General features: G+C 73.7%; 21 protein-coding genes and 1 riboswitch. Of the genes, 17 read left to right on the forward strand and 4 right to left on the reverse strand.

The annotated features are described in order from the left end of the window. The first annotated feature begins 43 nt into the window (after nucleotides 1–43). From lepB to ACFVQZ_RS10305, 8 genes are all read left to right on the forward strand, one after another. Entirely contained in the window at nucleotides 44–799 is a 756-nt protein-coding gene (gene lepB, locus ACFVQZ_RS10270) for a signal peptidase I (protein WP_383620961.1), read from the forward strand. Next, the gene (locus tag ACFVQZ_RS10275; RefSeq protein ID WP_030496994.1) at nucleotides 796–1,323 is read left to right on the forward strand and encodes an NUDIX hydrolase; all 528 of its coding nucleotides are present in this window, start codon (nucleotides 796–798) and stop codon (nucleotides 1,321–1,323) included. Before lepB ends, ACFVQZ_RS10275 begins: the two co-directional genes overlap by 4 nt. Nucleotides 1,324–1,352: 29 nt before the next feature. Beyond that, on the forward strand, nucleotides 1,353–1,661 hold the full coding sequence (locus tag ACFVQZ_RS10280) for a DUF2469 domain-containing protein (RefSeq protein WP_005311352.1): 309 nt from the start codon (nucleotides 1,353–1,355) through the stop codon (nucleotides 1,659–1,661). Between the two features lie 117 nt (nucleotides 1,662–1,778). Then, on the forward strand, nucleotides 1,779–2,144 hold the full coding sequence (locus ACFVQZ_RS10285) for a YraN family protein (RefSeq protein ID WP_030496995.1): 366 nt from the start codon (nucleotides 1,779–1,781) through the stop codon (nucleotides 2,142–2,144). Between the two features lies 1 nt (nucleotide 2,145). Beyond that, nucleotides 2,146–3,759, forward strand: a complete 1,614-nt coding sequence (locus tag ACFVQZ_RS10290; protein ID WP_030496996.1) for a YifB family Mg chelatase-like AAA ATPase — start codon at nucleotides 2,146–2,148, stop codon at nucleotides 3,757–3,759. After that, nucleotides 3,756–4,916, forward strand: a complete 1,161-nt coding sequence (dprA, locus tag ACFVQZ_RS10295; RefSeq protein ID WP_383620962.1) for a DNA-processing protein DprA — start codon at nucleotides 3,756–3,758, stop codon at nucleotides 4,914–4,916. The genes ACFVQZ_RS10290 and dprA overlap by 4 nt, the downstream gene beginning before the upstream one ends. A gap of 239 nt (nucleotides 4,917–5,155) precedes the next feature. After that, entirely contained in the window at nucleotides 5,156–5,989 is an 834-nt protein-coding gene (whiG, locus tag ACFVQZ_RS10300) for an RNA polymerase sigma factor WhiG (protein WP_030497432.1), read from the forward strand. A gap of 52 nt (nucleotides 5,990–6,041) precedes the next feature. Further along, a complete protein-coding gene (locus ACFVQZ_RS10305; protein WP_383621069.1) occupies nucleotides 6,042–6,608 on the forward strand; it encodes a TetR/AcrR family transcriptional regulator in 567 nt (188 codons plus the stop codon). On the opposite strand, the gene ACFVQZ_RS10310 is transcribed toward ACFVQZ_RS10305, so the two are convergent. Further along, nucleotides 6,589–7,047 (reverse strand): M23 family metallopeptidase, encoded by a 459-nt coding sequence (locus tag ACFVQZ_RS10310; RefSeq protein ID WP_030497434.1) that lies wholly within the window; start codon nucleotides 7,045–7,047, stop codon nucleotides 6,589–6,591. The two genes, ACFVQZ_RS10305 and ACFVQZ_RS10310, sit on opposite strands and share 20 nt — an antisense overlap. 256 nt (nucleotides 7,048–7,303) lie before the next feature. Between ACFVQZ_RS10310 and rpsB the strand changes: the two genes are divergently transcribed. From rpsB to ACFVQZ_RS10355, 9 genes are all read left to right on the forward strand, one after another. Then, complete coding sequence (gene rpsB / locus ACFVQZ_RS10315) at nucleotides 7,304–8,170, forward strand: 30S ribosomal protein S2 (protein WP_383620965.1); 867 nt, start codon at nucleotides 7,304–7,306, stop codon at nucleotides 8,168–8,170. A 111-nt stretch (nucleotides 8,171–8,281) separates the two neighbouring features. Next, on the forward strand, nucleotides 8,282–9,118 hold the full coding sequence (gene tsf / locus ACFVQZ_RS10320; protein ID WP_030497436.1) for a translation elongation factor Ts: 837 nt from the start codon (nucleotides 8,282–8,284) through the stop codon (nucleotides 9,116–9,118). Between the two features lie 166 nt (nucleotides 9,119–9,284). After that, nucleotides 9,285–10,052: a UMP kinase gene (gene pyrH, locus ACFVQZ_RS10325; protein WP_030497437.1), complete on the forward strand. Its 768-nt coding sequence runs from the start codon at nucleotides 9,285–9,287 to the stop codon at nucleotides 10,050–10,052. Between the two features lie 100 nt (nucleotides 10,053–10,152). After that, nucleotides 10,153–10,710 (forward strand): ribosome recycling factor, encoded by a 558-nt coding sequence (gene frr, locus ACFVQZ_RS10330; protein WP_030217939.1) that lies wholly within the window; start codon nucleotides 10,153–10,155, stop codon nucleotides 10,708–10,710. Next, nucleotides 10,710–11,819, forward strand: a complete 1,110-nt coding sequence (locus ACFVQZ_RS10335) for a phosphatidate cytidylyltransferase (RefSeq protein ID WP_383620968.1) — start codon at nucleotides 10,710–10,712, stop codon at nucleotides 11,817–11,819. Before frr ends, ACFVQZ_RS10335 begins: the two co-directional genes overlap by 1 nt. Nucleotides 11,820–12,017: 198 nt before the next feature. Next, nucleotides 12,018–13,130, forward strand: coding sequence for a 23S rRNA (adenine(2503)-C(2))-methyltransferase RlmN (gene rlmN / locus ACFVQZ_RS10340; RefSeq protein ID WP_319011277.1), 1,113 nt, complete (start codon nucleotides 12,018–12,020; stop codon nucleotides 13,128–13,130). Between the two features lie 29 nt (nucleotides 13,131–13,159). Next, nucleotides 13,160–13,269, forward strand: a riboswitch (TPP riboswitch). A gap of 83 nt (nucleotides 13,270–13,352) precedes the next feature. Further along, nucleotides 13,353–14,438 (forward strand): thiamine ABC transporter substrate binding subunit, encoded by a 1,086-nt coding sequence (locus ACFVQZ_RS10345; RefSeq protein WP_383620970.1) that lies wholly within the window; start codon nucleotides 13,353–13,355, stop codon nucleotides 14,436–14,438. A gap of 38 nt (nucleotides 14,439–14,476) precedes the next feature. Further along, nucleotides 14,477–16,090, forward strand: a complete 1,614-nt coding sequence (locus ACFVQZ_RS10350; RefSeq protein WP_030497441.1) for an iron ABC transporter permease — start codon at nucleotides 14,477–14,479, stop codon at nucleotides 16,088–16,090. After that, nucleotides 16,090–17,109 (forward strand): ABC transporter ATP-binding protein, encoded by a 1,020-nt coding sequence (locus ACFVQZ_RS10355; protein ID WP_383620972.1) that lies wholly within the window; start codon nucleotides 16,090–16,092, stop codon nucleotides 17,107–17,109. Before ACFVQZ_RS10350 ends, ACFVQZ_RS10355 begins: the two co-directional genes overlap by 1 nt. Here the strand turns inward: ACFVQZ_RS10355 and ACFVQZ_RS10360 are convergent, their stop codons facing one another. Genes ACFVQZ_RS10360 through ACFVQZ_RS10370 form a run of 3 tightly spaced genes read right to left on the reverse strand, consistent with a single transcriptional unit; the run spans nucleotide 17,110 to nucleotide 20,155 of the window. Then, nucleotides 17,110–18,243, reverse strand: a complete 1,134-nt coding sequence (locus ACFVQZ_RS10360) for an LOG family protein (protein WP_383620974.1) — start codon at nucleotides 18,241–18,243, stop codon at nucleotides 17,110–17,112. A 53-nt stretch (nucleotides 18,244–18,296) separates the two neighbouring features. Next, a complete protein-coding gene (locus ACFVQZ_RS10365; protein WP_383620976.1) occupies nucleotides 18,297–19,445 on the reverse strand; it encodes a hypothetical protein in 1,149 nt (382 codons plus the stop codon). Next, nucleotides 19,427–20,155, reverse strand: a complete 729-nt coding sequence (locus ACFVQZ_RS10370) for an ATP-binding cassette domain-containing protein (RefSeq protein ID WP_030497445.1) — start codon at nucleotides 20,153–20,155, stop codon at nucleotides 19,427–19,429. The genes ACFVQZ_RS10365 and ACFVQZ_RS10370 overlap by 19 nt, the downstream gene beginning before the upstream one ends. Nucleotides 20,156–20,218 lie beyond the last annotated feature (63 nt).

The following is a 20,218-nucleotide window of genomic DNA, read 5'->3' on the forward strand; positions in this document are numbered from 1 at the left end:
GGTAGGGTCCGTCCCAGACCGACGACGGACCCCTGGGGAGCACATGAGCGCAACCGGCAGGAAGAGGGACGGCCACGGCCGGCTCGGCAGCGTGCTGTCGGGGCTGGCCGTGGCCGTCGGCTGTCTGCTCTTCGTCGGCGGCTTCGCCGCCGGGGCGCTGCTCTACCGGCCGTACACCGTGCCCACCGGCTCCATGGCCCCCACCTTCGACGCGGGCACCAAGCTGCTCGCCCAGCGGATCGACGGGGACGAGGTCCGGCGCGGCGACGTCGTGGTCTTCGAGGACCCGCTGTGGGGCGGCTCGACCATGGTCAAGCGGGTCGTCGCGGTGGGCGGCGACACCGTCGCCTGCTGCGGCGACGGGGGCCGGCTCACCGTCAACGGCACCCCCGTCGAAGAACCGTATCTGCGGCCCGGACCCGACGGCACCGTCCGCGCCGCCACCGAGGACTTCACCGCCACCGTCCCCGCCGGCAGCCTCTTCCTCCTCGGCGACGACCGCTTCACCTCGCTCGACTCCCGCACCCACCTGGAGGACGCTGCCCAGGGCTCCGTCCCGCGCTCCAGCGTCGTCGCCCGGGTCGACGCCGTCGCCTGGCCGCTCCCCGGCGACCTCCTGGAGCGCCCCGCCGGCTTCGCCGCCCTCCCCGGCGGCGTCTCCGAGCCCGGCCCCCTCCGGCTCCTCCTCGCCGCCGTCGCCACGGGCGCCGTCCTCATCCTCGGCGGCGCCGCCCACGGGCCCGTGAGCGCCCGCCTCCGGGCGCGGCGCACCCCCGCGCGCGAGAAGGTGAAGGCATGACGGGGAGCACCGAAGTGCGCCAGGTCGCCCGGGTGATCCTGCTCGACCCCGACGACCGGGTGCTCCTCATGCACGGCCACGAGCCGGACGACCCCACCGACACCTGGTGGTTCACCCCCGGCGGCGGCCTGGAGGGCGACGAGACCCGCGAGGAGGCCGCGCTGCGCGAACTCGCCGAGGAGACCGGGCTCACCGACGTCGAGCTCGGGCCGGTCCTCTGGCAGCGCCGCTGCTCCTTCCCCTTCGCCGGCCGCCGCTGGGACCAGGACGAGTGGTACTACCTCGCCCGCACCCGCCACCTCGGTCCCGTGCCCGGCCCGCAGGCCCTCACCGAGCTGGAGACCCGTAGTCTCTCGGGGCTGAGATGGTGGACCTCCGCCGAACTGTCGGCGGCCCATGAGACCGTGTACCCCATCAGGCTCGCCGAGCTGCTGCGCACGCTGCTCGACGAGGGACCCCCCAGCGTGCCCGTCGTGCTCGCCCCGGAAATCGTCGGGGAGGCACCCGCGGCTGGCGCACAATAGGGGGACGCACGGCTGAAGGGGAACATGCCATGAGCGCCGAGGACCTCGAGAAGTACGAGACCGAGATGGAGCTGAAGCTCTACCGGGAGTACCGCGACGTCGTCGGGCTGTTCAAATACGTGATCGAGACCGAGCGGCGCTTCTACCTCACCAACGACTACGAGATGCAGGTGCACTCGGTCCAGGGCGAGGTCTTCTTCGAGGTCAGCATGGCCGACGCCTGGGTCTGGGACATGTACCGACCGGCCCGGTTCGTCAAGCAGGTCCGCGTCCTGACCTTCAAGGACGTCAACATCGAGGAGCTCAACAAGAGCGACCTCGAACTGCCCGGCAGCTGACCCCACCCCCGCCTCTCACCCGTGTGAGTGACGCGGTCCTCCGCGACCGCCCGCTCGTCCACAGGCCCGCACACGCCGGGACCGCGTCCGTCACAGTCGGTGACGGAGGTGGTCCCGATGAACGCGACCCGAGCACTCGGACGGTACGGAGAAGAGCTGGCGGCCCGCCGGCTCGCCCGCGCCGGCCTGCACATCCTGGCCCGCAACTGGCGCTGCGGACGCACAGGGGAGATCGACATCGTCGCCCTGCACGGCGACACCCTCGTCATCTGCGAGGTCAAGACCCGGCGCATCGGCTCCTTCGAGCACCCCATGGCCGCCGTCACCCCCGAGAAGGCCGCGCGGCTCCGGCACCTCGCGCTCTGCTGGCTCGACCGCACCGGCAGCCCGCCACCCGCCGGCGGCGTCCGCATCGACCTCGTCGGCATCGTCCTGCCCCGCCACGGCGCCCCCGTCCTCACCCACGCCCAGGGGGTGGCCTGAGATGGGATTCGCCCGCACCTGCTCCGTCGCCCTGGTCGGCGTCGAAGGCGTCGTCGTCGAGGTCCAGGCCGACCTCGAACCGGGCGTCGCCGCCTTCACCCTCGTCGGCCTCCCCGACAAGAGCCTCAGCGAGAGCCGCGACCGCGTCCGCGCCTCCGTCGTCAACTCCGGCGCCGAATGGCCCCAGAAGAAGCTCACGGTCGGCCTCAGCCCCGCCTCCGTCCCCAAATCGGGCTCGGGGTTCGACCTCGCCGTGGCGGCGGCCGTCCTCGGCGCGGCCGAGCGGATCGACCCGCGCTCCATCGCCGACCTCGTCCTCATCGGCGAACTCGGCCTCGACGGACGCGTCCGGCCCGTCCGCGGCATCCTCCCCGCCGTGCTCGCCGCCGCCGACGCCGGCTACCACCAGGTCGTCGTCCCCGAGCAGACCGCCGGCGAGGCCGCGCTCGTCCCCGGCGTCTCCGTCCTCGGCGTCCGCACCCTCCGCCAGCTCATCGCCGTCCTCGGCGGCGAACCCGTCCCCGACGAGGAACCCGCCGAACCGGGCCGCCCCGACGCCATGCTCGCCGGCCTCCTCGTCCCCGGCGCCGGTATCGGCACCGGACTCGCCCCCGACCCCGGCGAAGGCCCCGACCTCGCCGACGTCGCCGGCCAGCACACCGCCCGCCGCGCCCTGGAGATCGCCGCCGCCGGCGGCCACCACCTGCTGCTCACCGGCCCGCCCGGCGCCGGGAAGACGATGCTCGCCGAACGGCTCCCCGGCGTCCTCCCGCCGCTGAACCGGCAGGAATCCCTCGAAGTCACCGCCGTCCACTCCGTCGCCGGCATCCTCCCGCCCGGCGAACCCCTCGTCGGCCGCGCCCCCTACTGCGCGCCCCACCACTCCGCCACCATGCAGTCCCTCGTCGGCGGCGGGAACGGCATCCCCCGGCCCGGAGCCGTCTCGCTCGCCCACCGGGGCGTCCTCTTCCTGGACGAAGCGCCCGAGTTCTCCACGAAGTCCCTCGACGCGCTCCGCCAGCCCCTGGAATCCGGGCACGTCGTCATCGCCCGCACCGCCGGAGTCGTCCGCCTGCCCGCCCGCTTCCTCCTCGTCCTCGCCGCCAACCCCTGCCCCTGCGGTCGCCACACCCTGCACGGCGCCGGGTGCGAATGCCCGCCGTCCGTCATCCGTCGCTACCAGGCCCGCCTCTCCGGCCCGCTGCTCGACCGCGTCGACCTCCGCGTCGAGGCCGAGCCCGTCACCCGCGCCGACCTCCTCGGCCAAAGCGGCCGGGGCGAATCCACCACCGCCGTCGCCGACCGGGTGCGCGAGGCCCGCGCCCGCGCCACCGCCCGCCTCACCGGCACCCCCTGGACCCTCAACAGCGAGATCCCCGGCCACGAGCTCCGCACCCGCTACCTCGCCGCCCCCGGCGCCCTCGCCCACGCCGAACGCGACATCGAACGCGGCCTCCTCACCGCCCGCGGCCTCGACCGCGTCCTCCGCGTCGCCTGGACCGTCGCGGACCTCGCCGGACACGACCGCCCCGACCACGACGACCTCGCCCTCGCCCTCGAACTCCGCACCGGCATCACCCGCGGCGTCCCCCTCACCGCCGGAGACCTCCCATGACCCAGAGCCCCCAGGACGCGGAGCGCCTCGCCCGCGCCGCCCTCACCCGCATCGTCGAACCCGGCGACGAACAGGCCGGCCACGCCCTGCGCGTCCACGGCGCCACCGGCTTCCTCGCGCTCCTCCGCGACCCCGGCGCACCCCCGCCGCCCGGCACCGGACCGCGCCGCCTCGCCGGCTGGCGGCACCGCGCCCGCACCACCGCGCCCGAGGCCGACCTCGACCGCATCGCCCGGCTCGGCGGACGCTTCCTCGTCCCCGGCGACCCCGACTGGCCCACCCAGCTCGACGACCTCGGCGACGCCCGGCCCGTCGGCCTGTGGACCCGGGGCCCCGCCTCGCTCCGCACCTGGGCCCTGCGCTCCGTCGCCCTGGTCGGCGCCCGCGCCTGCACCCCGTACGGCGCCCACACCGCCGCCGACCTCGCGACCGGCCTCAGCCGCCACGGCTGGGTCGTCGTCTCCGGCGCCGCCTACGGCATCGACGGCGCCGCCCACCGCGGCGCCCTCGCCGCCGGCGGAGCCACCGCCGCCGTCCTCGCCTGCGGCGTCGACACCCCCTACCCGCGCGGCCACCGCGGCCTGCTCGACCGCATCACCCAGCAGGGCCTCCTCATCGGCGAGCTCCCGCCCGGCAGCCACCCCACCCCCAGCCGCTTCATCCTCCGCAACCGCGTCATCGCCGCCCTCACCCGCGGCACCGTCGTCGTCGAGGCCCGGCACCGCAGCGGCTCCCTCGTCACCGCCCGCGCCGCCACCCGCCTCGGCCGCCACACCATGGGCGTCCCCGGCCCCGTCACCAGCGCCCTCTCCGCGGGCGTCCACGAACTGCTCCGGGACGGCGCCACCCTCGTCACCGACGCCGACGAGATCGTCGAACTCGTCGGCGCCATCGGCGACCTCGCCCCCGCCCGGCGCGGCCCCGTGCTCCCCCGCGACCTGCTCCACCCCGCAGCCGCCCAGGTCCTCGAAGCGCTCCCCGCCCACCCGCCCGCACCCGCCACCGAGATCGCCCGCCGCGCCGGCACCACCCCCGACGACGCCCTCGCCCGGCTCTACGAGCTCCACGCGCTCGGTCACGCCGAGCGGGACGGCGACGGATGGAGGTTGACGAACAGCGGCAAGCCGGGGTCGAACGCGCGGCGAGGCGGTCCTTGACCCGGCGCATTCGGGTGAAAAGGTGATGCCGATGAGGAACCGAGTCATCCCGGCCGCACCGGCGGGGCCGACGCGCGCCACGGCCCCGGTTCGAAGATGTGGCCGACCACGTCCCCCTGGACCGGCGCGATCCGCTCCCGTTCGCTCACCGCGACTGCCCACTCACGCTACGCTCACCAGGATTCCCCACCGGACACCCAGACCGACGCACCCGACAGCAGAACGGCTCAAGGCGACGCATGCCCCAGCACACCTCCGGGTCTGACCGCGCCGCGGTGCCCCCCGCAGCCCGGGGCACCGTGCGGCCGGCCGCGCCGACCTCCCTCGAAGAGCTGTGGCGCTCCTACAAGGCCACCGGCGACGAGCGGCTGCGGGAACAGCTGATCCTGCACTACTCGCCCCTCGTCAAGTACGTCGCCGGACGCGTCAGCGTCGGCCTGCCGTCCAACGTGGAACAGGCGGACTTCGTCTCCTCCGGGGTGTTCGGCCTCATCGACGCCATCGAGAAGTTCGACGTCGAGCGCGCCATCAAGTTCGAGACGTACGCCATCACCCGCATCCGCGGCGCGATGATCGACGAGCTCCGCGCCCTCGACTGGATCCCCCGCTCGGTGCGCCAGAAGGCCCGCAACGTGGAACGCGCCTACGCCACCCTGGAGGCCCAGCTCCGCCGCACCCCCACGGAGGGCGAGGTCGCCGCCGAGCTCGGCATCCCGCTGGAGGAACTGCACGCCGTCTTCAGCCAGTTGTCCCTGGCGAACGTCGTCGCCCTCGAAGAGCTGCTGCACGTCGGCGGCGAGGGCGACCGGCTCTCCCTCATGGACACCCTGGAGGACACCGCCGCCGACGACCCCGTCGAGGTCGCCGAGGACCGCGAACTGCGCCGGCTGCTCGCCCGCGCCATCAACACCCTCCCCGAGCGGGAGAAGACCGTCGTCACGCTCTACTACTACGAGGGCCTGACCCTCGCCGAGATCGGCCACGTCCTCGGCGTCACCGAGAGCCGCGTCTCCCAGATCCACACCAAGTCCGTCCTGCAGCTTCGCGCCAAGCTCGCCGACGTCGGCCGCTGACCCGCCGCACCGGTCGTACAGTGGAGCCGTGCCCAGGATTCGAGCGGCCTCCGTGGCCGAGCACCGGACCATGCAGCGCGGCGCCCTCCTGGACGCCGCGCGCGCCCTGCTGTCCGAGGGCGGGACGGAGGCCCTGACCTTCCCCGCGCTCGCCGAGCGCACCGGCCTCGCGCGCTCGTCCGTCTACGAGTACTTCCGCTCCCGCGCCGCCGTCGTCGAGGAGCTGTGCGCGGTCGACTTCCCCGTCTGGGCCGCCGAGGTCGAGCGGGCCATGGCCGCCGCCGACACCCCCGAGGCCAAGGTCGCCGCCTATGTGCGCACCCAGCTGGAACTCGTCGGCGACCGCCGCCACCGCGCCGTCGTCGCCATCTCCGCCGGTGAACTCGACGACGGCGCCCGCGAGAAGATCCGCGCCGCCCACGGCGGCCTCGTCGCGATGGTCGTCGAGGCCCTCGCCGGTCTCGGCATGACCGAACCCCGCCTCGGCGCCATGCTCCTCCAGGGCGTCGTCGACGCCGCCGTCCGCCGTATCGAGCTCGGTGCGGCGGAGGACCCCGGCAGCATCGCCGAGGCCGCCGTCGCCATGGCCCTCCACGGCGTCACGGGCCCGCGTCCCTGACCGGCAGCAGCCGCGACCGGGGCCGGGCCGTCAGCAGCAGCGGGTCCAGGTAGTCCCGGCCGCGCAGCAGTCCCCAGTGCAGGCAGGACGCCGCGCAGTGCGTGCCGGGGGCGACCTCGGCGATCGGGGTCCCCGCGGCGACCCGGTCGCCCCGGCGGGCCAGCGGGACCACCGGCGAGAAGGTGGTCCGCAGCGGGGGAGCGCCCGTCCCCGCGAGGGTGAGCGTGACCACCCCACGGCCGCCCACCGGACCCGCGAAGGTCACCGTCCCGGCGGCCGGGGCGCGCACCACGGTGCCCGGCGGAGCGGCGAGATCGACCCCGCGGTGCCCCGCTGCGTACGGGCCGGGCGGCGGGTGCCAGCCGCGCAGGACCTCGGGGGCCGGCGGGCCCACCGGCCAGAGCAGGGCGAGGACGAGGAAGACGGTCGTGAGCTGCATGGGACGAGCCTTCCCGGGCGGCGCGGCCCCGGCGGCCCGCGCCGATTTCTGTGGACAGGCCGGGACCTGTGGACAGCGTCGTCACCCGGCGCTCCCGGGGTCCCGTACACTTCCTATGGCGACCCGGGTCACCGGGTCGACTTCGCACGCCCCGCCACCCCGCTCCTGGAGCACGGTGGCAGCGCCTTTCGGTCCTTCGTGGCACGGCGCGCCGGGGCGTCAGGAACACAACCGAGAAACTCAAGGAGATACGGCCATGGCCGTCGTCACGATGCGGGAGCTGCTGGAGAGCGGCGTCCACTTCGGTCACCAGACCCGTCGCTGGAACCCGAAGATGAAGCGCTTCATCTTCACCGAGCGCAACGGCATCTACATCATCGACCTGCTCCAGTCGCTGTCGTACATCGACCGCGCCTACGAGTTCGTCAAGGAGACGGTGGCCCACGGCGGCTCCGTCATGTTCGTCGGTACGAAGAAGCAGGCCCAGGAGGCCATCGCCGAGCAGGCGACCCGCGTCGGCATGCCGTACGTCAACCAGCGCTGGCTGGGCGGCATGCTCACCAACTTCTCGACCGTCTACAAGCGTCTGCAGCGCCTCAAGGAGCTCGAGCAGATCGACTTCGAGGACGTCGCGGCCTCGGGTCTCACCAAGAAGGAGCTCCTGGTCCTCTCGCGCGAGAAGGCCAAGCTGGAGAAGACCCTCGGTGGCATCCGCGAGATGCAGAAGGTGCCGAGCGCCGTCTGGATCGTCGACACCAAGAAGGAGCACATCGCCGTCGGCGAGGCTCGCAAGCTCAACATCCCGGTCGTCGCGATCCTCGACACCAACTGCGACCCCGACGAGGTCGACTACAAGATCCCGGGCAACGACGACGCGATCCGCTCCGTCACCCTGCTCACCCGCGTGATCGCCGACGCCGTCGCCGAGGGCCTCATCGCCCGCTCCGGCGCCGCGACCGGTGACTCGAAGCCGGGCGAGAAGGCCGCCGGCGAGCCGCTCGCCGAGTGGGAGCGCGACCTGCTCGAGGGTGAGAAGAAGGCCGACGAGCCGGCCGCCGCCGAGGCGCCCGCCGCCGAGGCCCCCGCTGCCGAGGCCGAGGCCCCGGCCGCCGAGCAGGCCTGACCCTTCCGCACTCCGGAACACCTCGGAGGTGACGGCGGGGGCTCACGAAGCCCCCGCCGTCCCGCCGCAGATCTTCGTAGATCTTTCTGACTTCGAGAGAGAAACAGACTCATGGCGAACTACACCGCCGCTGACGTCAAGAAGCTCCGTGAGCTCACCGGCGCCGGCATGATGGACTGCAAGAAGGCCCTCGAAGAGGCCGACGGCGACGTCGACAAGGCCGTCGAGGCCCTGCGCATCAAGGGCCAGAAGGGTGTCGCCAAGCGCGAGGGCCGCTCCGCCGAGAACGGCGCCGTGGTCTCCCTCATCGCCGACGACAACACCTCCGGCGTCCTCGTCGAGCTGAAGTGCGAGACGGACTTCGTCGCCAAGGGTGACAAGTTCCTCGCCGTGGCCGACGCCCTCGCCGCCCACGTCGCCGCCACCAAGCCGGCCGACATCGAGGCGCTCCTCGCCTCCGAGATCGAGCCCGGCAAGACCGTGCAGGCCTTCGTGGACGAGGCCAACGCCAACCTCGGCGAGAAGATCGTCCTCGACCGCTTCGCCGCGTACGCCGACGGCTACGTCTCCGCGTACATGCACCGCACCATGCCCGACCTCCCGCCGCAGATCGGTGTCCTCGTCGAGTTCGACAAGGAGAACGCCGAGGTCGCCAAGGGTGTCGCGCAGCACATCGCCGCCTTCGCGCCGAAGTACCTCACCCGTGAGGACGTCCCGGCCGAGGTCGTCGAGTCCGAGCGCCGCATCGCCGAGGAGACCACCCGCGCCGAGGGCAAGCCCGAGGCCGCGATCGCCAAGATCGTCGAGGGTCGCGTCAACGGCTTCTTCAAGGACGCCACGCTGCTCGGCCAGCCGTACGCCCTGGACAACAAGAAGTCCGTCCAGCAGGTCCTCACCGAGGCCGGTGTCACCCTGAAGCGCTTCACCCGCATCAAGGTCGGCATCTGAGTCCGTTCGCCCACACGCGACGGACACCGGACCCGGGTAGGGTCTGAGACAGTCGGACCGCCCCGCGCGGCACGACCGCAGATGTGACGAGGAGGCCATTGCCGCACGGGAAACCCACGAGGGACCCAGGCAATGGCCTTCTTCGTATGTGCACGAGGAGATCTCCATGAATCAGGGCGCCGTACAGGGCGACGACCACAAAAGCGGCAAGAAGCTCGGCCGCTACATGCTGAAGCTGTCCGGGGAGGCGTTCTCCGGCGGTACCGGTCTCGGTGTCGACCCCGACGTCGTGCACGCCATCGCGCGTGAGATCGCGGCCGTCGTCCGGGACGGAGCCCAGATCGCGATCGTGATCGGCGGCGGCAACTTCTTCCGCGGCGCCGAGCTCCAGCAGCGCGGCATGGACCGGGCCCGCTCCGACTACATGGGCATGCTCGGCACCGTGATGAACTGCCTCGCCCTCCAGGACTTCCTGGAGAAGGAGGGCATCGACTCGCGCGTCCAGACGGCCATCACCATGGGCCAGGTCGCCGAGCCGTACATCCCGCTGCGCGCCGTGCGCCACCTGGAGAAGGGGCGCGTGGTGATCTTCGGCGCCGGCATGGGCATGCCGTACTTCTCCACCGACACGACCGCCGCCCAGCGGGCCCTGGAGATCGACGCCGAGGCCCTCCTCATGGGCAAGAACGGCGTGGACGGCGTCTACGACTCCGACCCGAGGACCAACCCGAACGCGGTCAAGTTCGACGCCCTGGAGTACAGCGAGGTCATCACCCGCGACCTCAAGGTCGCCGATGCCACCGCCATCACGCTGTGCCGCGACAACAAGCTCCCGATCCTCGTCTTCGAACTGCTCGCCGAGGGCAATATCGCGCGCGCCGTGACGGGTGAGAAGATCGGCACACTCGTGAGCGACCAGGGCACCCGGGCCTGAGCCCGACCGCATACGGGAACCGCCCCGCACGGGGCTGGACGACAGCCCTGCCGGTCGTACACCGTGCAGGACACAACGCGACGACACGCAGGAGCAAGTGGTGATCGAAGAGACCCTCCTCGAGGCCGAGGAGAAGATGGAGAAGGCCGTCGTGGTCGCCAAGGAGGACTTCGCCGCGATCCGCACCGGCCGTGCGCACCCGGCGATGTTCAACAAGATCGTGGCGGACTACTACGGCGCCCTCACCCCCATCAACCAGCTGGCCTCGTTCTCGGTGCCGGAGCCGCGCATGGCCGTGGTGACCCCGTTCGACAAGAGCGCGCTGCGCAACATCGAGCAGGCCATCCGCGACTCGGACCTCGGCGTCAACCCGAGCAACGACGGCAACATCATCCGGGTGGTCTTCCCGGAGCTCACCGAGGAGCGCCGCCGCGACTACATCAAGGTCGCCAAGGGCAAGGCCGAGGACTCCAAGATCTCGATCCGCTCGGTGCGCCGCAAGGCCAAGGAGACCATCGACAAGTTCGTCAAGGACGGCGAGGTCGGCGAGGACGAGGGCCGCCGCGCCGAGAAGGAGCTCGACGACACCACCGCGAAGTACGTGGCGCAGGTGGACGAGCTGCTGAAGCACAAGGAAGCCGAGCTCCTCGAGGTCTGATGAACGACTCATCCTGGGGGGCGCCGGCGGCCGGTTCAGGTCTCGGCGGACCCGACCAGGGGCCTGCCCCGGCGGGTCCCGCCCACGATCGGCACCAGGCGGCGCAGACTCGCCCCATGCCCATCGTGCCCGACGTACCCGCCGGCGGATTCCAGGACGGACACGGACGGGGGGCCGCTCACACGGGCGGTCCCCTGTTCCGTGACGAGACTCCGCACGAGCACCCGCAGGAGCCCATGCCCGGCCCGGTCCCGCCTCCTCCGCCGTCCCCGGCCCGCGCGCCGCGGCAGAAGAAGAGCGCGGGCCGCGACCTGGGCGCGGCCATAGGGGTCGGCGTCGGTCTCGGGGCCGTGATCATCGCGTCGCTGTTCATCTGGAAGCCGGCGTTCGTCGGCGTGATAGCGGTCGCCGTGGTCGTCGGTCTCTGGGAGCTGACCTCCCGGCTCCAGGAGCGCAAGGCGATCAAGGCGCCGCTGGTGCCGCTCGCGGTCGGCGGCGCGGCCATGGTCGTCGCCGGGTATGTACGGGGCCCCGAGGGCGCCTGGGTCTCGATGGCCCTCACGGCGCTCGCGGTGCTCGTCTGGCGCATGACGGAGCCCCCCGAGGGCTACCTGAAGGACGTCACGGCGGGCGTCTTCGCCGCGTTCTACGTGCCGTTCCTGGCGACCTTCGTGGCGCTGCTGCTCACCGCCGACGACGGGCCGTGGCGGGTGCTGACCTTCCTGCTGCTCACGGTGGTCAGCGACACCGGGGCGTACGCGGTCGGCTGGCGCTTCGGCAAGCACAAGCTGGCGCCCCGGATCAGCCCCGGCAAGACCCGCGAGGGCCTGTTCGGCGCGGTGGCCTTCGCGATGGCGGCCGGCGCGCTGTGCATGGAGTTCCTGATCGACGGCGGCACCTGGTGGCAGGGCCTGCTCCTCGGCCTGGCGGTGGCGGCGAGCGCGACGCTCGGCGACCTCGGCGAGTCGATGATCAAGCGGGACCTCGGCATCAAGGATATGGGGACGCTGCTCCCCGGCCACGGAGGCATCATGGACCGCCTGGACTCGCTGCTGCCGACGGCGCCGGTGGTGTGGCTGCTGCTCGCGCTGTTCGTGGGCACGGGCTGAGCCGTGCCCGTGCTCTTCGCCGGAACGGGTTGACGGGCAGCGGGGTACTCTGGAAGGGCTCGGGGCGTGTGCCCCGGGCCCTTCGTCGTCCTCGCCGCCGCGGGGACGGTCCAGTGAGGTCGCTCCGGCACCGCAGTGCCGTGCTCCCCGCCGCCGCGGGACGTCCGACCTCGTGCCTGTTTGAGGAGAGACGCCGTCGTGGCTCGTCCGCTGCCCGGAGAACTCACTTTCGTCGCCCCGCGCGGAGCCAAGAAGCCGCCGCGGCACCTCGCCGACCTGACGCCCGCGGAGCGGAAGGAGGCCGTCGCCGCGATCGGCGAGAAGCCGTTCCGCGCCAAGCAGCTGTCGACGCACTACTTCTCGCGTTACGCGCACGACCCCGCCGCCTGGACCGACATCCCGGCCGCCGCGCGGGAGAAGCTGGCCGGCGAGCTGCTGCCCGACCTGATGTCGGTGGTCCGGCACATCTCGTGCGACGACGACACCACCCGCAAGACGCTGTGGCGGCTGCACGACGGCACGCTCGTCGAGTCGGTGCTCATGCGCTACCCGGACCGGGTGACCATGTGCATCTCCTCGCAGGCCGGCTGCGGCATGAACTGCCCGTTCTGCGCCACCGGCCAGGCCGGCCTCGACCGGAACCTGTCGACTGCCGAGATCGTGCACCAGATCGTCGACGGCATGCGCGCCCTGCGCGACGGCGAGGTGCCCGGCGGGCCCGCGCGGCTCTCCAACATCGTCTTCATGGGCATGGGTGAGCCGCTCGCCAACTACAAGCGGGTCGTCGGCGCCATCCGCCGCCTCACCGACCCCGAGCCCGACGGCCTCGGCCTCTCCCAGCGGGGCATCACCGTCTCCACCGTCGGCCTGGTGCCGGCCATGCTGCGCTTCGCCGACGAGGGCTTCAAGTGCCGGCTCGCGGTCTCGCTGCACGCCCCCGACGACGAGCTGCGGGACACCCTGGTGCCGGTGAACACCCGCTGGAAGGTCCGGGAGGTGCTGGACGCGGCCTGGGAGTACGCCGAGAAGTCCGGGCGCCGGATCTCCATCGAGTACGCCCTCATCCGGGACATCAACGACCAGGCCTGGCGCGGCGACCTGCTGGGCAGGCTCCTCAAGGGCAAGCGGGTCCACGTCAACCTGATCCCGCTCAACCCGACGCCCGGCTCGAAGTGGACCGCGTCCCGCCCCGAGGACGAGAAGGCGTTCGTCGAGGCCATCGCCCGGCACGGCGTGCCGGTGACCGTCCGCGACACCCGCGGACAGGAGATCGACGGCGCCTGTGGACAGCTGGCGGCGGCCGAGCGCTGACCTTGTACCCTGTGCTCGAACACATCTGCATATTCCGACAGGGGAGCGCCACAGCGCTGAGAGTGCGGTGACCGTAGACCGCAGACCCTCTGAACCTCGCCCGGGTCATTCCGGGTAGGAAGTTCGGTCGTAACTCGAGCTGTTGCGCCCTGCCCGCGTCCGGTCCCCGGCCGCGGGCAGGGCCGCGTCTCTTCCTGGTCCCACCCAGGAGGAAGTACCACGATGCACATCAGGAAGGCCGCCGCCGTCGCGCTGGCCGCGGCGCTCGGCGCCACGAGCCTCGCCGCCTGCTCCACCGAGGACGTCCGCGAAGCCGCGGGCAAGTCCGGGTCGCCGGCGCCGAAGACCGTGACCCTCGTCAGCCACGACTCCTTCAACGCCTCCAAGGAGGTGCTGGCCGAGTTCACGAAGCGGACCGGCTTCACCGTCAAGGTGCTGAAGGCCGGCGACGCGGGCGAGGCCGTCAACAAGGAGATCCTGACCAAGGGCTCCCCGCAGGGCGACGTCTTCTTCGGCGTCGACAACACCCTGCTCTCCCGCGCCGTCGACAATGGCATCTTCGTGGAGTACGAGGCGAAGGGCGCCGACCGGATCCCGGACGCCCTCAAGCTCGACAAGCGCGTCACCCCGGTCGACACCGGCGACATCTGCGTCAACTACGACAAGAAGTACTTCGCCGACAAGAAGCTGGCGCCGCCGCAGACCTTCGCCGACCTGGCGAAGCCGGCGTACAAGGACCTCCTCGTGGTGGAGAACCCCGAGCGGTCCTCCCCGGGCCTCGGCTTCCTCCTCGGCACGATCGCGGAGTACGGCGACGACGGCTGGCAGGACTACTGGTCGAAGCTGAAGGCCAACGGCGTGAAGACCGTCGACAGCTGGGAGCTCGCCTACAACCAGGAGTTCTCCGGTTCGGCCGGCGGCAAGGAGGCCAAGGGCGACCGCCCGCTGGTCGTCTCCTACGCCTCCAGCCCGCCGGTCGAGGTGCTGTACGCCGACCCGCAGCCCAAGGAGGCACCCACCGGGGTGTCCGCCGGCACCTGCTTCCGGCAGATCGAGTTCGCGGGCCTGCTGAACGGCGCGAAGAACCCCGAGGGCGGCAAGGCGCTGATCGACTTCCTGGTCTCGAAGACGTTCCAGGACGACATGCCGCTCCAGATGTTCGTCAACCCGGTCGTGAAGGACGCCACCCTGCCGGAGCTGTTCACGCAGCACGGCGTGGTGATCGACAAGCCGGAGACGATGGCCCCCGAGAAGATCGCCGAGAAGCGCGAGGCGTGGATCCAGCAGTGGTCGTCGCTCCTCAGGTGACGCGCGACCGGCGGGGGAGCGCGGCGCGGCTGGGCCTGATGGTCCTGCCCGTCGCGTTCTTCGCCGTCTTCTTCGCGTGGCCGGTCGTGTCGATCGTCGAGCGCGGGCTGCGGCCGGACGGCGTCTGGGACCCGGGCGCGCTCGGAGCGACCCTGAGCCGGCCGGACATCCTCGACGTGCTCGGCTTCACCGTCTGGCAGGCCGCCGCCTCCACCGGGCTGACGCTGCTGGTGGCGCTGCCGGGGGCGTACGTCTTCGCCCGCTTCGACTTCCCCGGCAAGAACGCGCTGCGGGCCGTCGTCACCGTGCCGTTCGTGCTGCCCACGGTGCTGGTCGGCACCGCGTTCCTGGCGCTGGTGGGACGGGGCGGGTTCACCGACGCGCTGTGGGGGCTGCGGCTCGACACCACGGTGTGGGCGATCCTCCTCGCGCACGTCTTCTTCAACTACGCGGTCGTCGTGCGGACCGTCGGCGGGCTGTGGGCGCAGCTCGACCCGCGCCAGGAGGAGGCCGCGCGGGTGCTCGGCGCCTCGCGGTGGACGGCGTGGCGGACGGTCACGCTGCCCGCGCTGGCGCCGGCGGTGTCGGCGGCGGCGCTGATGGTCTTCCTCTTCACCTTCACCTCGTTCGGCGTCGTGCAGATCCTCGGCGGGGACGCGTACACGACGCTGGAGGCGGAGATCTACCGGCAGACGGCCCGGCTGCTCGACCTGCGGACGGCGGCCGTGCTGACCCTGACGCAGTTCGCGGCCGTCGGCGCGATCCTCGCCGTGCACGCGCGGACGGTACGGCGCCGGGAGACGGCGCTCCGGCTGGTCGCCGCGGAGTCGACCGCGCGCCGGCCGCGCGGCGCCGGGCAGTGGGCGCTGCTCGGCGCGGTGCTGCTGTCGGTGGTGCTGCTGATCCTGCTGCCGCTCGGGGTGCTGGTGGAGCGTTCCTTCGCCACGCCGGAGGGGTACGGGCTCCGCTACTACCGGGCGCTCGGCTCGCTCGACGAGGCCGGCACGTTCCTGGTGCCGCCGCTGGAGGCGGTCGGGAACTCGCTGCGGTACGCGGTCGCCGCCACGGCCATCGCCGTGGTTATCGGCGGGCTCGCGGCGGCGGCGCTCACCCGGCGGGCCGGGCGGCTGGTGCGGGGCTTCGACGCGCTGCTGATGCTGCCGCTCGGGGTGTCGGCGGTCACCGTCGGCTTCGGCTTCCTCATCACGCTGGACGAGCCGCCGTTCGACCTGCGGGCCAGCTGGATCCTCGTCCCGCTCGCGCAGGCGCTGGTCGGGGTGCCGTTCGTGGTGCGGACCATGCTGCCGGTGCTGCGGGCGGTGGACCAGCGACTGCGGGAGGCGGCGGCGGTGCTCGGGGCGTCGCCGTGGCGGGCCTGGCGGGAGGTGGACCTGCCGCTGGTGCGGCGGGCGCTGCTGATCGCGGCCGGGTTCGCGTTCGCGGTGTCGCTCGGCGAGTTCGGCGCGACCGTCTTCATCGCCCGGCCCGACAGCCCGACGCTGCCGGTCGCCGTGGCACGGCTGCTCGGCCGGCCGGGCGAGCTCAACTACGGGCAGGCGATGGCCCTGTCGACGATGCTGATGGTGGTGTGCGCGGTGTCCCTGTTGCTGCTGGAGCGGCTGCGCACCGACCGGACCACCGGGGAGTTCTGATGCTGACCCTTGAGGGAGCGACCGTACGGTTCGGGGCGCGGGCGGTGCTCGACGCGGTGGACCTGACGGTCGCCGAGCACGAGATCGTGTGCGTGCTCGGGCCGAGCGGGTCGGGCAAGTCGACGCTGCTGCGGGCGGTCGCCGGGCTCCAGGCGCTGGACGCGGGCCGGGTGCTGCTCGGCGGGGCGGACCAGGCGGGGGTGCCGGTGCACCGGCGCGGGGTGGGGCTGATGTTCCAGGACCACCAGCTGTTCCCGCAGAAGGACGTGGCCGGGAACGTGGCCTTCGGGCCGCGGATGCACGGCGTGCCGAAGGCGGAGCGGGACGCCCGGGTGGCGGAGCTGCTGGAGCTGGTGGGGCTGCCGGGGGCGGGGCGCCGGCCGGTGGCCGCGCTGTCCGGCGGCGAGCAGCAGCGGGTGGCGCTGGCCCGGGCGCTGGCGGCCCGGCCGCGGCTGCTGATGCTGGACGAGCCGCTGGGGCAGCTGGACCGGGGGCTGCGGGAGCGGCTGGTGGTGGAGCTGCGGTCGCTGTTCGGGCGGCTCGGGACGACGGTCCTCGCGGTCACCCACGACCAGGGGGAGGCGTTCGCGCTGGCGGACCGGGTGGTCGTGATGCGGGACGGGCGGATCGTGCGCGCGGGCACCCCGCTGGAGGTGTGGCAGCGGCCGGGGTCGGAGTTCACGGCCCGCTTCCTCGGCTTCGAGAACGTGGTCCCGGCGACCGTCGCCGGGACGGCGGCGGAGACGGTCTGGGGCCGGATCCCGGTCCCGGCCGGCGCGCCGCAGGGCGAGCGGAGGCTGCTGGTCCGTCCGGCGGGGGTGCGCGTGGCGGCCGAGGGGCTGGCCTGCCGGGTCGAGGCCCGCACGTTCCGCGGGCACCACGTGACGGTCGTCCTCCGCCCGGCGGACGGTCCGCCGCTGGAGGCGGAGTTCCCGCTCCGCGAGGTGCCGGAGGAGGGCGCGGAGGTCGCGGTGGCGTTCCGCGCCGAGGAGGTCGTCGTGCTGGACCAGGACCTCTAGCTAGGACCCCGAGAGCCGGGCCAGGGCCGCCGGGGCCTCGTCGACGCTGTCGACCAGGGCGATCGCGGCGGCCATCGGGCGGCCCGCCGCCAGGGTCTCCAGGAGGGGCCAGGCGGGGAGGCGGGTGGTCCAGTGGGCGCGGTCGACCAGGACCATGGGGGCGGGGGCGCCCAGGGACTCGTAGTAGTTCGGGGTGGCGTCGGCGAAGATCTCCTGGACGGTGCCGGCGGCGCCGGGCAGGAAGACGACGCCGGCGGTGGAGCGGGCCAGCAGGCCGTCCTCGCGGAGCGCGTTGGTGAAGTACTTGGCGACGCGGCCGGCGAAGGCGTTGGGCGGTTCGTGGCCGTAGAACCAGGTGGGGATGCCGGTCGAGTCCCCGCCGCCGGGCAGCAGGTCGCGTACGGCGAAGGCGGCGCGGGCCCACTCGGTCACGGAGGGGACGAAGGACGGGGCCTTCGCGAGGAGGGCCAGCGCCTCGGTGAGGGCGGGGTCGTCGAAGGGGGCGGTGTACGCGCCGAGGTTGGCGGCCTCCATCGCGCCGGGGCCGCCGCCGGTGGCGACGGTGTAGCCGGCGCGGGCGAGGGAGCGGCCGAGCCGGGCGGCGCCCGCGTACGCCTCGGTGCCCCGGGCCATCGCGTGGCCGCCCATCACGCCGACGACCCGCAGGCCGGCCAGGTGCTCGTCGAGGGCGTCGCCGACGGCGTCGTCGTGGAGCGAGCGGAGCAGGGAGGCGAAGACGTCGCCGTCGCCGCGGGTGGCGCCGAACCAGGCGTATGTGCGGGCGTCGGGGGTGTCCGCGTAGCCGGCGGGGCCGGTCACGCCCTCGTACAGCTCGCCGGGGGTGTAGAGCCGGTTGCGGTACGGGTCGAAGGGGAGGTCGGGGACGGGCGGGAAGACCAGCGCGCCGTCGGCCCGCACCTTCGCCGCCGCCTCCGGTTCCATCGGGCAGCCGAGGAAGACGGTGCCGGCGGCGGAGGCCGTGAGGAGGGCGAAGGTGCGGTCGGTGAGGTCGACGGACTGGACCCGCTGCCCGGCGAGGCCGCCGGGCCGGGCGAGCGACGCGTCGAACTCGTCCAGGGTGTGGATCTCGCGGTCCCGCCGGTGCGGGACGCGCGGCGGTGGGGGCGTCGCCATGGGCCCACGATAGGCGGCCCGGGGCGGCGCGGCCCGCCGGATGCCGGGGCCGGTCAGGCGGTCAGCGGCAGCGCCGCCAGTTCGCCGACCAGCCAGGTGAGGGGGACGAAGAGGGCGAGCAGCGCCCCGGCGCGCAGCAGGGCGGCGGTGCGCAGCACGGTCGGCGGGGCGCCGAGCCGGGCCAGTGCCTCGGTGGTGTGGGCGCGGCACTGGCGGGACTCCAGGGCGGCGGTCAGCAGGGTCGCGGTGGTGCAGGCGAGGACGACGCCGGCGCCGAGCCCGGTGAGCGGCCCGAAGGCGGTGCCGCCGTCGCCCGCCCCGTACAGGGTGGCGGCGGCGAGGGTGCCGGAGAGCACCGCGCAGACCACGCCGAGGGGGCGGCCGATGCGGGTGGCCTCGTCCATGAGGACCCGGCCGGCGAGGAGACGTACGGCTCCGGGCCGGGCGGCCTGCAGGAGCCGGCCGCACAGGTGGGTGAGGCCGGGTCCGGCGAGCGCGAGCCCGGCCGCGGTGAGGACCCAGCCGGCCAGGACGCCGGCGGGGGAGCCGTCGAAGCGGCCGGGGAGCGCGACGCCCGTGCCGCCGCCCTGTCCGGCGTACGTCTCGACGGCGAGGCCGACGGCGACGAGCGCGACGCCCCACGGGAGGCCGCTGGGCACCGGCCGGGCGGCGCCCTCGGGGGCGGGGGAGCCGGTGCGGGGGCGCAGCGCGAGGGCGGCGGCGGTGGCGCCGGCGACCGGGACGACCGCGAGCAGGGTGAGGGCGGCGGCCAGCGGCAGCGGCTGTCCGGCGGCGAGGAGTCCGGCGGCGGCCCCGTCGAAGGGGAGGCCGGTGAGGTCGCCGCGCAGGTGCAGGTAGACCAGGAGGGCCACCATGGAGCCGAGGGTGCAGGCGACGGCGGTCGAGGTGGCGGCGATGGCGGTGAGCCGGGCCGGGCCGAGGCCGAGGGAGGAGAGCCCGGGGCGGGGCCGGGTGGCGGGGTCGGTCCGGGCGACGGCGACGGCGAACTGGACGGTGGCGGCGACCGGCAGGACGCACCAGAGGAGCCGCAGCACGGAGGCGGCGGAGTCCTCGGGGTGGCCGACGGCGTAGCCGAGGGTGCACAGCAGCAGGAAGCCCACGCCGGCGGCGGCCGCGGCGACCAGGAGCCGCCGCAGCTGGACGAGCGGGTGGGAGCCGCGGACTAGACGGAGAGCGAGCACGCGGCGACGCCCTCCGCCCCCGAGGCCGGCGGCAGGCTGCCGGTCCGGCGTCCGTCCAGCAGGGTGACCGCCCGGTCGGCGAGCGCCGCGACCTCGCCGTCGTGGGTGGCGAGGAGCACGGTGATGCCGTGCGAGCGGGCGGCGGCGGTGAGGGTGCGGAGCACCTGCGCGCCGTCGGCCCGGTGCAGGGCGGCGGTGGGTTCGTCGGCGAAGAGGACGGTGGGTCCGGCGGCGAGCGCGCGGGCGATGGCGGTGCGCTGGCGCTGGGAGCGGGTGAGGGCGTGCGGCCGGGTGCGGGCGCAGGCGCCGATGTCGAGGCGGTCCAGCCATTCGCCGGCGGCGGTCCGCGCGGCCCGGTGGGGGACGCCGCGGAGCAGCAGCGGGAGGGCGGTGTTCTCCCAGGCGGTGAGTTCGGGGACGAGGCCGGGCTCGGGGCCGATCCAGCCGAAGCGTTCGCGGCGGAGCCGTTCGCGGGCGGCGGGGGAGAGGGTGTGGACCGGGGCGCTGTTGAACCAGACCTCGCCCTTCTGGGCGGCGAGTTCGCCGGAGAGGCAGCGCAGGAGGGTGGTCTTGCCGCTGCCGCGGGGGCCGGTGACGGCGAGGATCTCGCCCTCGCGGACGCCGACGGAGACGCCGCTGAGGGCCTGGGTGCCGCCCAGGGAGCAGTGCAGGGAACGCGCCCAGAGCACGTCGTTGTCCGGTGGGGCCATCGCGTACACCTCGATGTCGGATCCGATTGTTGCGTTCCCCCGTCCGGGGGAACGACGGGCGGG

This window comes from Streptomyces sp. NPDC057854 (genome assembly GCF_042797055.1).
GTDB lineage: Bacteria > Actinomycetota > Actinomycetes > Streptomycetales > Streptomycetaceae > Streptomyces.